Here is an 11,212-nt window from a genome sequence, read left to right on the forward strand (position 1 = left end):
TTGTTCTGTTGAGGCGTCCGCCCACCACCAGAGCCCTCCCCTCTCTTGTCGGCGGCAGCGTCAGAGGGGTATAAGAGACAGGGCCGTAGCGCGTGGGTCTGCAGCGGGAAGGAGGGGGGAAGTGCGCGGCTGGCGGTTCAGGCCGGCGGCGGCGCCTGGCCCGGATGCCCGCTGGCGGTGGGGGGCGCGCCGACTGCCCGGGCAACGCCGTGGCGCGGCAGTGGCGCCGGCGCGGCGGGACAGGCTGGGGCAGGCTGGCGGTTCTGGATCACGCGCGTTCCCGGGAAGTGGCGGTTGCCCGATGGCGCCATCTTAAACGGGAATGGTTCTCAAATGCAACGGGAAACGAATCCCGTTCGTCCCCTTTGGCGCGTCACGGAAGGAGCAGGGCCGGGCCGGGATGCCGGATGGCCCGCGAGGCGTCGCGCACGACACCGGCCAGCCCGGGAGGAGGCGCGGAGGCGCCGGCAGGCGGAGGGATGCCGGTGCCGGGCCGGTCGCGGACGGGTCAGCGGTCGTCGCGGGTCCAGATGTGGCCGTCCTCGCGCTTGACCGGGAAGCGGGCCACAGGGGTGTAGGCCGGCGGGCACAGCGGCCGGCCGTCGCGCACGTCGAAGCGGGCGCCATGCAGGATGCACTCGATGCTGCCGGTGGCCGGATCGAAGGTCCCGGAGGACAGCTCGAAGTCCTCGTGGCTGCAGCGGTCCTCCAGCGCGTACAGCTCGCCGTCCAGGTTGAACACCAGGATCGGGGTGCCGGTGACCGCGTCGTACACGCTGCGCATCTCGCCCGGCAGCAGCTCGCCGCTGGGGCAGACCAGGGTCCAGGTGACGCTCATGCCACCACCTCGCGCAGGGGCTTCTCCAGCACCTCGAAGCGCAGGTCGGGACGGTGGGGGATGCCGAAGCGCTCGTCGCCGTAGGGGAAGGGCTTGTGCACGCCGGTACGGCGGTAGCCGCGGCGCTGGTAGTAGGCGATCAGCTCCTCGCGCAGGTCGATCACGGTCATGCGCATGGCCGGCAGGCCCCAGTCCTCGGCGGCGATGCGCTCGGCCTCGGCCAGCACCGCCTTGCCCAGGCCGCCGCCCTGCAGGTCCGGGCGCACGGCGAACATGCCGAAGTAGCCGGCGCCATCCTCCTCGGCCACGTGCGCGCAGGCCAGCAGGCCGTCACCGCCCTCGGCCAGCAGCACCAGGCTGCGCGGGCGCACGAGGTCCTGGCGCAACAGCTCCGGGTCCACGCGCTGGCCGTCCAGCAGGTCGGCCTCGGTGGTCCAGCCGCGCCGGCTGCTCTCGCCGCGGTAGGCGGAGGTGACCAGTTCGACCAGGGCGGGGATGTCGGCGGGCGTGGCGTGGCGGAAGCGGAACTGCGGCAGGCGGGACATGGGTACGGCGTGGTGGTGGACGGCGCGGCGGCGGTGGCCGCCGCGCGGTGGTCCAGCCTAGCAGAGCAGGCGGCGCACCTTCAGCAGGGCCTCCACGAAGCGGTCGATCTCCTCATGGGTGTTGTAGAAGGCCAGCGAGGCGCGCAGGGTCGCGGCCACGCCGAAGTACTGCAGCAGCGGGTGCGCGCAGTGCTGGCCCGAGCGCACCGCCACGCCCTCCAGGTCCAGCAGGGTGGCCATGTCGTGGGCGTGCGCGCCCTCGACCAGGAACGAGATCACCGCCGCCTTGCCCGGCGCGGTGCCGAGGATGCGCAGGCCGGGCACGGCCTGCAGCGCCTCGGTGGCGTGGGCCAGCAGCCCGGCCTCGCGCGCGGCCACGTTGTCCATGCCCAGCCGCTGCAGGTAGTCCACCGCCGCGCCCAGTCCGACGAAGCCGGCGATGTTCGGCGTGCCGGCCTCGAACTTGTGCGGCGGGTCGTTGAACACCGTGCCCTCGAAGCTGACTTCCTTGATCATCTCGCCGCCACCGATGAACGGCGGCATCGCCTCCAGGTGCTCGCGCCGCGCCCACAGCGCGCCGGTGCCGGTGGGGCCGCACATCTTGTGGCCGGTGATGGCGTAGAAGTCGCAGCCGATGGCGGCCACGTCCAGCCTCATGTGCGGGGCGGCCTGGGAGCCGTCCACCACCGTCACGATGCCGCGGCGGCGCGCCTCGCGGCAGATCTCGCGCACCGGGTTGACCGTGCCCAGCACGTTCGACACGTGCGCCACGGCCAGCAGCTTCACCTCGCCGGTCATGGCCCGGTACAGGCCTTCCAGGTCCAGACTGCCGTCGGGCAGGAGCTCGGCCACCCTGATCCTGGCGCCGGTGCGCTGGGCCACCAGCTGCCAGGGCACGATGTTGGCATGGTGTTCCATGCGCGAGACCAGGATGGTGTCGCCTTCCTTCAGCCGCGGCAGCGCCCACGAGTAGGCCACCAGGTTGATGGCGAAGGTGGTGCCGCTGCACAGCACCAGCTCGTCGGCACGCACGTTGAGGAAGCCGGCCAGCTTGGCGCGCGCGGCCTCGTAGGCGTCGGTGGCCTCGGTGCCCAGGGCGTGCACCGCGCGGCTGACGTTGGCGTTGTAGCGGCGGTAGAACTCGTCCTGCGCGGCGATCACCGGCAGCGGCTTCTGGCTGGTGTTGGCGTTGTCCAGGTAGACCAGCGGCTTGCCGTGCACTTGGCGCATCAGCAGCGGGAAATCGGCGCGCACGCGCCCCCAGTCCACCCGGCCGCCGTCGCCGCGCAGGGGCAGGGCGGCGTCGTGCACGGCCGGCCCGTTCATGCGCCCTCCCCGGCGCCCCAGGCGGCGGCCAGGGCCGCGTCCAGGCGCGCCAGCAGCAGTTCGCGCAGGCCGTCGTCCTCCAGCGCCAGCAGAGGCTCGCGGCAGAAGGCCACGGTCAGCATGCGCCGCGCCTCCGGCGCCGGCACGCCGCGCGAGCGCAGGTAGAACAGCGTGTCCGCGTCCAGCTGGCCGACGGTGGCGCCGTGCGCGGCCTTGACCTCGTCGGCGTCGATCACCAGCACCGGCTGGGTGTCCACCTCGGCGTCGGCCGACAGCAGCAGGTTCTTGTTGGAGAGGCTGGCGTCGGTGCCGTCGGCGCCCGGGCGGATGTTGATGCCGCCGTGGAACACCACCCGGCTGCGGCCGTCGGCGATGCCGCGCCAGAGCAGTTCGCAGGCGGTGTCGCGGGCGATGTGCTCGATGCCCAGGCGGGTGTCCACGTGGCGGCGGCCGTCACCCAGCAGCACGCCGTTGGCGGTCAGCCTGGCGCCGTTGCCCTCCAGGCGCACGTTCAGCTCGTTGCGGCTGAGCGCCGCGCCCAGCTCCAGGTCGAAGCGGTGGTACTGCGCCCCGCGCGCCAGCACCGCGTCGGTGCGGGCGAAGCGGGTCGCGCGCGCGGCGTCGGCCTGCACCCGCGCGTGGCGGACCACGGCGCGCTTGCCGGCGTGCAGGTGCAGCACGTCGTTGGACAGGTGGGCGTGGTCGCCGGTTCCGAACTGGTACTCGACCAGGTCCAGCGCGGCGTCCTCGTGCAGTTCGAAGAAATGGCGCAGGTGCCAGGCGCGGTCGCCGTCCTGCGGCACGCCGACGAAGACCAGGTGCAGCGGCGCCGGCAACCGCACGCCGATGTCCAGCCGCACCACCGCGCCTTCCTCGGCCAGGGCGGCGTTGGCACGGGCGAAAGGCTCGTCGCGGCGCTCGTACCGGCGCAGCAGGAAGTTGGCGTCGCGCGGCTCCCCGCGCTCCAGTACCCGCGACAGCGGCTCCACGCCGGCGCCCTCCGGCAGCCCGGACAGGTCGCTGTGGGCGGCGTCGAAGCGGCCGTTGGTGAACACCAGGCGCGGGGCGGGGATGCCGGCCAGCAGGGCGGCGTCGAACGCCGGCGGGGTGGCGTCGGCCGGGGCGAAGGCGCGGCGCTCCAGCGGGCGCAGGGTGGTGTACTTCCAGGCCTCCTCGCGCGGGCCGGGCAGGCCGTCGGCCAGCAGGCCCTCCAGCGCGGCGCGGCGGCCGGCGCCCAGCTGCTGGGCCTCCGGGTCGCGCAGCGCCTGGAAGCCGGCGCGGAAGGAATCGAGCAGCGCGTTCATCACGCCACCTTCTCCGGAGCCATCCGGTCCTTCAGCCAGGCGTAGCCGTGCTTCTCCAGCTCCAGCGCCAGCTCCGGGCCGCCGGTCTGGACGATGCGGCCGTCGGCCAGCACGTGCACCACGTCCGGCCTGATGTACTCCAGCAGGCGCTGGTAGTGGGTGATGACCAGGAACGAACGCTCGGCGGTGCGCAGGGCATTGACGCCGTCGGCCACGGTCTTGAGCGCGTCGATGTCCAGGCCCGAGTCGGTCTCGTCCAGGATCGCCAGCTTCGGCTCGAGCACGGCCAGCTGGAAGATCTCGTTGCGCTTCTTCTCGCCGCCGGAGAAGCCCTCGTTGACGCCGCGGTGCAGCAGTTCGTCCTTCAGGTGCAGCACGGCCAGCTTCTCGCGCACCAGCTTGAGGAACTGCATCGAGTCCAGCTCTTCCTGGTCGCGCGCCTTGCGCTGGGCGTTGAGCGCCGCGCGCAGGAAGTAGGTGTTGTTCACCCCGGGGATCTCCACCGGGTACTGGAAGGCCAGGAACAGGCCGGCGGCGGCGCGCTCCTCCGGTTCCAGCTCCAGCAGCGCCCGGCCGTCGAACTCGACCGAGCCGGCGGTCACCTCGTAGCCGTCGCGTCCGGCCAGGATGTTGCCCAGGGTGGACTTGCCGGCGCCGTTGGGGCCCATGATGGCGTGCACCTCGCCCGGCTTCACCTCCAGCGACAGGCCCTTGAGGATTTCCTTGCCGGCGACGCTGGCGTGCAGGTTCTCGATCTTCAGCATGATGTCTTCCGTGGCGGGCGCGGCCCGCCCTTGCGATTGGGTTGCGGCAGCGGGCTTCTTCAGCCCACGCTGCCCTCCAGGCTCACTTCCAGCAGCTTCTTGGCCTCGACCGCGAACTCCATCGGCAGCTCGCGGAAGACCTCCCTGCAGAAGCCGTCCACGATCATCGAGACGGCGTCCTCTTCGGAGATGCCGCGGCTGCGGCAGTAGAACAGCTGGTCCTCGCTGATCTTGGAGGTGGTGGCCTCGTGCTCGACGGTGGCGCCGGGGTTCTTCACCTCGATGTAGGGGAAGGTGTGGGCGCCGCAGCGCTTGCCGATCAGCAGGCTGTCGCACTGGGTGTAGTTGCGCGCGCCGTCGGCGTTGCGGTCCACCTTCACCAGGCCGCGGTAGGTGTTCTGGCCACGGCCGGCGCTGATGCCCTTGGAGACGATCTTGGACTTGGTGCGCTTGCCGACGTGGATCATCTTGGTGCCGGTGTCGGCCTGCTGGCAGTGGTGGGTCAGGGCCACCGAATGGAACTCGCCCACCGAGTCGTCGCCCAGCAGCACGCAGGACGGATACTTCCAGGTGATGGCCGAGCCGGTCTCCACCTGGGTCCAGGTGACCTTGCTGCGCGCGCCGCGGCACTCGGCACGCTTGGTCACGAAGTTGTAGATGCCGCCGCGGCCTTCCTCGTCGCCGGGGTACCAGTTCTGGACCGTGGAGTACTTGATCTCGGCATCATCCAGCGCCACCAGCTCCACCACCGCCGCGTGCAGCTGGTTCTCGTCACGCATCGGCGCGGTGCAGCCTTCCAGGTAGGAGACGTAGGCGCCCTCCTCGGCGATGATCAGGGTGCGCTCGAACTGGCCGGTATGGCCGGCGTTGATGCGGAAGTAGGTGGACAGCTCCATCGGGCAGCGCACGCCCCTGGGGATGAACACGAAGCTGCCGTCGGAGAACACCGCCGAGTTGAGCGCGGCGAAGTAGTTGTCGCCCGGCGGCACCACGCTGCCCAGGTACCTGCGCACCAGGTCGGGGTGCTCGCGGATGGCCTCGGACATGGAGCAGAAGATGATGCCCTTCTCGGCCAGCTCCTTGCGGAAGGTGGTGCCCACCGAGACCGAGTCGAACACCGCGTCCACGGCCACGCCGGCCAGGCGCGCGCGCTCGTGCAGCGGCACGCCCAGCTTGTCGTAGGTCTCGATCAGCTCCCTGGGCACCTCGTCCAGGGACTTGTACTTCGGCCCCTTGGGCGCGGCGTAGTAGCTGATGGCCTGGAAGTCGATCGGCGCGATCTTCAGCTTGGCCCAGTTGGGCATGGGCATCTGCAGCCAGCGCCGGTACGCGGCCAGGCGCCATTCGGTCATCCACTCCGGCTCCTCCTTCTTGGCGGAGAGCTGGCGGATGGTGTCCTCGTCCAGGCCGGGCGGGAGCGAGTCCGACTCGATCGGGGTGACGAAGCCGGCCTCGTAGCGGCGGCCCAGCCGTTCGAGGATTTCGGCGTTCTGCGGGGGAGAGACTTCGGTGGCCATCGGGCTGCCTTGGGGTCAGACGGTCAGGCGCGCGGCGATCTCGCGCTGGCGCGTTGCCGAGGAGGGTGGGGGGCGCAGCATCTGCGCCAGGGTCACGCCGCGCAGGGCGTCGGCGACCACGTCGTTGATCAGCCGCCAGTTGGCACGCACGCCGCACTGGTGGGCGATGCCGCAGCTGCCCTCGTGCTGGCTGCACTCGGTCATCGCCAGCGGCCCTTCCATGGCCTCGACGATCTCGATCAGGGTGATCTGCCCGGCGTCGCGGCTGAGGCGGTAGCCGCCGTGCACGCCGCGCAGGCCCTCGACCAGGCCGGCCTGGGCCAGCGGCTTGAGCAGTTTGCTCACGGTGGGCTGCTCCAGCCCCGACTGCTCGGCCAGCTCGGCCGCGCTCAGCACCTCGCCCTGGCGCGCGGCGAGCACGGTCAGGACGACGGTGGCGTAGTCGGTCAGCTTGGTGACGCGCAGCATCGGAAGGGGCGGCTCTAAAACGTACCGAAATTGTACGCTTTAGCCGCCGGCAAGGCCAACCTGGCGCTGAATGCGCCTGGCGGCCGCCGCGCGGGGCCGCCACGGCGGGCGGGAAGGGGCATCCGCCGCCCGGCCACCCGCAGGTTCCGGGGCTTGGGCCGGGCGCCGGCATGGGCGAGAATCGTCTCCTTCCCCCCACGGCCCGGAACGCGCATGCCCCGCAAGATCGTCGCAAGGAGATCGCCCATCCACGGCAACGGCGTGTTCGCCGTGGCGCCGATCCGCAAGGGCGAGCGCATCATCGAGTACAAGGGCCGGCGGCGCAGCCATGCCGAGGTGGATGCCGACACCTCGGGCGATCCGGAAAGCGGCCACACCTTCCTGTTCACCCTGAATGACGAGTGGGTGGTGGATGCCAACTACGAGGGCAACGCCGCCCGCTGGATCAACCACAGCTGCGATCCCAACTGCGAGGCGGTGATCGTCGAGCACCCGGGCGGCGACCGCCGCAAGGACCGGATCTTCATCGAGGCCATCCGCGACATCCGTCCCGGCGAGGAGTTGGCCTACAACTACGGCATCACCCTGGCCGAGCGGCATACCCCGCGCCTGAAGAAGATCTGGGCCTGCCGCTGCGGCTCGCCCAAGTGCACCGGGACCATGCTCCAGCCCAAGCGCTGAGGCACGGCGGGCCCATGCGGTCCGGCGCATGCACCGGACCGGAGCCCCCCGGCCTGCGCCCGCCGGACGGCGGTTCAACGCCGGGCCGCCACACTCCCCGGCAGGAGCCGGGCACGCCGCGACGCGACGGCAGGGGGGCGTGTCATCACGGGTGGCGGTCGAGCGCCGGCGCCGGAATGCCGGCCGGGTCGCCGCTGGCGCGGCTCCTGCCTCCTGCAGGCGGACACGATTGCCACGGGCCCGGCCGGAGAAGTGCGGTCAGTCCAGCTCCGGCCGCAGCGAGGCGGAGCTGATCTCCCAGCCGCCCGTGGCCCTGACGCGCAGCCGGTACCAGCCGGCCACGCGGGCCGGGCCGGCCTCCACGTCCAGGCGCAGGTGCACCGGAATCTCGAACGCGCGCGGCGGCCGGTTTTCGTCCAGCGGGCGCGGGCGCCCGTTGTCCACCCGCATCGCCCGCAGGCCCGCCAGCTCGCGCAGCGGCGCGTCGCCGCCGTCCGGGCGGCCGCCGGCCCAGAAGGTGTCGGCGCGTGCGGGATCGCCGGGCAGGGCGCCGAGGTAGGCGTGCAGGGTGGCCAGCGCTTCGCGGGCGGCGGCGCTTTCCTGGGCTGCGCGCGCGGGTTCTGCGGTTGCGGCCGTGGCCGGGGCAGGATCGGCCGGGGTGGCCACGGGAGGCGCGGAAGCCTCGGCAGTCGCCGGTGGCGGCGGCGAATGCTGGCAGCTGCAGTGTGCCAGCGGCAGGACCAGCAGGGTCGGCAACCAGCGGCGCATGCAGGCCTCCCCGGACGAGGACGGCAGCATAGCGCGCGGGCGGGCCGGGAATCAGCGCCCGGCGGGCGGGGTGATGCGCTCCAGCAGCGCGGCCACGGGGGCACGCAGGTCGCGCAGCGGGTCATCGCCGCCGCGCGGGCGGCGGGCCAGGCCGTCGAGCATGCGCAGGGCCACGGCCAGGGCGGTGCGCTCGTCACCGCTCAGGCCGGGGAGGCGCTGGGTGCGTTCGACCAGCCGCATCCAGTCCTGGTCGCTGGCCTGTTCGAACTCGATGCTGCACCGGCCGGTGCAGGGCAGGCCGTCCTTCTCGACCGGGGTGACGGTGATCCGGTAGCGGTGGGTGGGAGAAGACATCGCAGGCGGGCTCCTGAGGGTGCAGTGAAGATAGGCCCGTACCCCGGCCCAGGCGAGCCCATGGCCACGATGGACCGTTCCAGCCGGGCGCGCCGCGTCGTTCATCCGGCGGAAAAGAAAAGGGCGGCATCGCTGCCGCCCCTGCGTGGTCCTGGACCGCGCGGATCAGGCCGTGGCGGCGTCCTTGAGCTTCTTCAGCGGACGGACCTTGACCTTCACCGTGGCCGGCTTGGCGGCGAACCACTGCTCTTCCTTGGTGAACGGATTGATGCCCTTGCGGCGCGGCTTGGCCGGAACCTTGACCGCGGTGACCTTGAACAGGCCCGGCAGGGTGAAGGTGCCCGCGCCTTTCTTGCTGATGGCGCCGGCGACGGCGGCCTCGAGCGAGGCGAGGACGGCCTTGACGTCCTTGGCGACCACGCCGCTGGTTTCGGCAAGGTGCTTGATCAGCGCGGACTTGCCGAGGACTTCCTTCAGCGGCTTGTTGGCAGCGACGGCAGCCTTCTTCGGAGCGGCGGCCTTCTTGGCCGCTTTCGGCGCGGCCTTCTTGGCGGCCGGCTTCTTGGTGGTCTTCGCCATAAATTTCCTGTTCCGTTCGATTGGGTGGTTTCGGGTTCACCGACGTCGTCGGCGAAGGCCAATGTAGGCCATGCGCGGGCCGCCGCCAAGAGGAAAAACGGGGGAAAAGCGCCGGAAAAGACGGCCGGAAGGGGGCAGGCGGGCACGGGGTCAGCCCGTTCCAGCCCGGCGCGCGCGCTTGCGCTCCTCCACCCGCTCGCCGGCGGCGCGCTCGCGCGCCCCGCGCACCATCTCGGTGAGCCAGCCGACCAGCACCTCGGTGTAGGCCTTCTGTTCCGGCTTGCCGGAGAAGGCGTGGTCGGCCCCGGCGATGCGCCGCTTGGTCAGCGAACGGGCGCGGGCGAAGGCCGCCGCGTAGTTCTCGCCGACGGTGTGCGGCACGGTCTGGTCGTGCTCGGCCTCCACCAGCAGCACGTCGCCGGTGAAGCCGTGGCAGGCGCGCAGGGCGCGGTTGTCCTGCCAGTCCACCCGGCGCCGGCGGAAGGCGGGCAGGTCCGGGTCCTCGTGCAGGCGGCGCTTGGCCAGCTCCCAGCCTTCGTCCTTGTAGAGCGCCGGCGAGCGCAGGGCCAGCCAGCGTACCGGCCGCAGCGCGGTCAGCAGGGCGGCCAGATAGCCGCCGTAGCTGATGCCCACCACCGCGATCGCGTCCGGGTCCACCTCGGGGCGGGCGGCGAGCCAGTCGTAGGCCGCCACCAGGTCGGCCAGGTTCTGCGCGCGGCTGACCGTTTCCCACTGCGCGGAGGTGCGCTCGTGGCCGCGCAGATCGAAGGTCAGGCACACGCAGCCCAGGCCCGCGGCGATGCGCGCCCGGCCCAGGTCGTGTTCCTGGCTGCCGCCCCAGCCGTGCACGAACAGCACGCCGGGCAGTGCTGTGGCCGGCGCCAGCAGGGTGCCCGACACCTGGTCCGCGTCCACCGCGATGTCGACCGGGTCAATCCGTATGTCCAAGGGAACCTTCCACCATGACGTACTTCAGCAGCGGGCCGCGTGCCGCGCCGGCGGCGCGGTAATGGACCTCGGCGCCGGGCGGCGGCCCGTGGTCCGGCGCGTGCGATTCGTGGCAGGAAACCTCCAGCACGGGCGCCGCGCCCGGACGCAGGAGGGCGGCCAGCGCCACCACCTCGGCCGGCGAGGCGCCGCCCAGCCGCCAGGACTGCTCCAGCACGCCGCAGCGCCGCTGGCCGGCGGCGTCGGTGCCGACGATCACGTCGTAGTTGCGGCGCGAGGCGAAGAAGCCCGGGTAGGCCGCCTGCACCGCCGCGTCGTAGCGGCGGGCATGCCGCAGTGCCTGCCGCTCGGCCGGATCGCGGGCCAGCGGTTCCAGCGCGTCCAGGCCTCCGGCCACCACCCGCAGGCGCGAGCCGCCGTACACCTCCGCGCCGTCGCGGTCGGCGACCTGGCACTGCGTGCCTAGGTAGGACAGGCGCAAGCCGGCCACGCGGATCTCGCCGACCGAGCAGGTGGTCGCCTGCGCCAGGTCCGGCTCCAGCACCAGGCCGTGGGCGCGCACGCAGGCCGGGTCCAGCGTGGCCAGCGCCGCGCGCAGCGCCTCCGCGTCGGCGCCGCGGCACTGGCCGGGGCCGCCGCGCGCCTGCGCCGGCTTGATCCGGATCGGGCCGACCTGGGCCAGCAGCGTCCGCCCGGCGCGCCCGGCCGCGGCCGGGTCGAACACGCTGAAGCCGGGCAGCCCCGCGTCCTCCAGGTGCGCGGCCATGGACGCCTCCCAGCCAGGCGGCGCGGCTGCGTCCGCGCCCGGCAGCGGATGGGTGATCACCTTGCTGGCGACGAAGGGATGCGGCACCACCCCGCCGAACAGATCGTCCTCGTCGCGGATGCCCAGGTGCCGCGCCTGCGCGCAGGTGAGGGTCTCGTCAGGCACCAGGTAGCAGCCTCCCGGGGGCGGCCGGCGTTGCGGATCGAACGCGCCGCCGTATCGCCAGCCCAGGGCCTCGGCCAGGCGCCGCGCCACCCATTCCTGGGTGGTGCGCTCGTGGTCCTCGCGCGGCTGGCTGCCGGTGCGCAGGACCAGGACGGTGCGGGGCGGGGAGCCGGCGCGGGTCGCCATGGC

At 72.4% G+C, this 11,212-nt stretch carries 13 protein-coding genes; 1 reads left to right on the forward strand and 12 read right to left on the reverse strand.

Annotated features, from left to right (window positions below; translation table 11 throughout):
• Positions 1-508 precede the first annotated feature (508 nt).
• The 7 genes from CR938_RS12275 to CR938_RS12305 are packed head-to-tail and all read right to left on the reverse strand — an operon-like array spanning position 509 to position 6,762.
• The gene (locus CR938_RS12275) at positions 509-838 is read right to left on the reverse strand and encodes a non-heme iron oxygenase ferredoxin subunit (RefSeq protein WP_162125292.1); all 330 of its coding nucleotides are present in this window, start codon (positions 836-838) and stop codon (positions 509-511) included.
• On the reverse strand, positions 835-1,383 hold the full coding sequence (locus CR938_RS12280) for a GNAT family N-acetyltransferase (protein WP_162125293.1): 549 nt from the start codon (positions 1,381-1,383) through the stop codon (positions 835-837). The genes CR938_RS12275 and CR938_RS12280 overlap by 4 nt, the downstream gene beginning before the upstream one ends.
• Before the next feature lie 57 nt (positions 1,384-1,440).
• Positions 1,441-2,709: a cysteine desulfurase gene (locus CR938_RS12285; RefSeq protein ID WP_162125294.1), complete on the reverse strand. Its 1,269-nt coding sequence runs from the start codon at positions 2,707-2,709 to the stop codon at positions 1,441-1,443.
• Positions 2,706-4,013, reverse strand: a complete 1,308-nt coding sequence (sufD, locus tag CR938_RS12290; RefSeq protein WP_162125295.1) for a Fe-S cluster assembly protein SufD — start codon at positions 4,011-4,013, stop codon at positions 2,706-2,708. The genes CR938_RS12285 and sufD overlap by 4 nt, the downstream gene beginning before the upstream one ends.
• On the reverse strand, positions 4,013-4,777 hold the full coding sequence (sufC, locus tag CR938_RS12295) for a Fe-S cluster assembly ATPase SufC (RefSeq protein WP_162125296.1): 765 nt from the start codon (positions 4,775-4,777) through the stop codon (positions 4,013-4,015). Before sufC ends, sufD begins: the two co-directional genes overlap by 1 nt.
• A gap of 59 nt (positions 4,778-4,836) precedes the next feature.
• Positions 4,837-6,294 carry a Fe-S cluster assembly protein SufB gene (gene sufB, locus CR938_RS12300; RefSeq protein ID WP_162125297.1) on the reverse strand — a complete coding sequence of 486 codons (1,458 nt, stop codon included), beginning with the start codon at positions 6,292-6,294 and terminating at the stop codon, positions 4,837-4,839.
• A 15-nt stretch (positions 6,295-6,309) separates the two neighbouring features.
• Positions 6,310-6,762, reverse strand: a complete 453-nt coding sequence (locus CR938_RS12305) for an SUF system Fe-S cluster assembly regulator (protein ID WP_162125298.1) — start codon at positions 6,760-6,762, stop codon at positions 6,310-6,312.
• Positions 6,763-6,975: 213 nt separating this feature from the next.
• Between CR938_RS12305 and CR938_RS12310 the strand changes: the two genes are divergently transcribed.
• Positions 6,976-7,443 carry an SET domain-containing protein gene (locus tag CR938_RS12310; RefSeq protein WP_162125299.1) on the forward strand — a complete coding sequence of 156 codons (468 nt, stop codon included), beginning with the start codon at positions 6,976-6,978 and terminating at the stop codon, positions 7,441-7,443.
• 258 nt (positions 7,444-7,701) lie between these two features.
• Here the strand turns inward: CR938_RS12310 and CR938_RS12315 are convergent, their stop codons facing one another.
• The 5 genes from CR938_RS12315 to CR938_RS12335 form a co-directional block, all read right to left on the reverse strand.
• Positions 7,702-8,211, reverse strand: coding sequence for a hypothetical protein (locus tag CR938_RS12315; protein WP_162125300.1), 510 nt, complete (start codon positions 8,209-8,211; stop codon positions 7,702-7,704).
• A 51-nt stretch (positions 8,212-8,262) separates the two neighbouring features.
• The gene (locus tag CR938_RS12320; protein WP_162125301.1) at positions 8,263-8,565 is read right to left on the reverse strand and encodes a DUF3861 family protein; all 303 of its coding nucleotides are present in this window, start codon (positions 8,563-8,565) and stop codon (positions 8,263-8,265) included.
• Positions 8,566-8,730: 165 nt separating this feature from the next.
• On the reverse strand, positions 8,731-9,144 hold the full coding sequence (locus CR938_RS12325) for an HU family DNA-binding protein (RefSeq protein WP_162125302.1): 414 nt from the start codon (positions 9,142-9,144) through the stop codon (positions 8,731-8,733).
• A gap of 150 nt (positions 9,145-9,294) precedes the next feature.
• A complete protein-coding gene (locus tag CR938_RS12330) occupies positions 9,295-10,092 on the reverse strand; it encodes an alpha/beta hydrolase family protein (protein ID WP_162125303.1) in 798 nt (265 codons plus the stop codon).
• The coding region (locus tag CR938_RS12335; RefSeq protein ID WP_246191087.1) for a DUF3182 family protein at positions 10,076-11,212 on the reverse strand (1,137 nt) is incomplete at its 5' end. The genes CR938_RS12330 and CR938_RS12335, both read right to left, overlap by 17 nt.

It is taken from the genome of Pseudoxanthomonas taiwanensis, assembly GCF_010093135.1.
In the GTDB taxonomy this organism is placed as follows: Bacteria; Pseudomonadota; Gammaproteobacteria; order Xanthomonadales; family Xanthomonadaceae; genus Pseudoxanthomonas; species Pseudoxanthomonas taiwanensis.

Coding starts and splice junctions, on each gene's coding strand:
- CR938_RS12275 (WP_162125292.1), bottom strand. CDS start 838: ATGAGCGTCACCTGGACCCTGGTCTGCCCCAGCGGCGAGCTGCTGCCG.
- CR938_RS12280 (WP_162125293.1), bottom strand. CDS start 1,383: ATGTCCCGCCTGCCGCAGTTCCGCTTCCGCCACGCCACGCCCGCCGAC.
- CR938_RS12285 (WP_162125294.1), bottom strand. CDS start 2,709: ATGAACGGGCCGGCCGTGCACGACGCCGCCCTGCCCCTGCGCGGCGAC.
- sufD (WP_162125295.1), bottom strand. CDS start 4,013: ATGAACGCGCTGCTCGATTCCTTCCGCGCCGGCTTCCAGGCGCTGCGC.
- sufC (WP_162125296.1), bottom strand. CDS start 4,777: ATGCTGAAGATCGAGAACCTGCACGCCAGCGTCGCCGGCAAGGAAATC.
- sufB (WP_162125297.1), bottom strand. CDS start 6,294: ATGGCCACCGAAGTCTCTCCCCCGCAGAACGCCGAAATCCTCGAACGG.
- CR938_RS12305 (WP_162125298.1), bottom strand. CDS start 6,762: ATGCTGCGCGTCACCAAGCTGACCGACTACGCCACCGTCGTCCTGACC.
- CR938_RS12310 (WP_162125299.1), top strand. CDS start 6,976: ATGCCCCGCAAGATCGTCGCAAGGAGATCGCCCATCCACGGCAACGGC.
- CR938_RS12315 (WP_162125300.1), bottom strand. CDS start 8,211: ATGCGCCGCTGGTTGCCGACCCTGCTGGTCCTGCCGCTGGCACACTGC.
- CR938_RS12320 (WP_162125301.1), bottom strand. CDS start 8,565: ATGTCTTCTCCCACCCACCGCTACCGGATCACCGTCACCCCGGTCGAG.
- CR938_RS12325 (WP_162125302.1), bottom strand. CDS start 9,144: ATGGCGAAGACCACCAAGAAGCCGGCCGCCAAGAAGGCCGCGCCGAAA.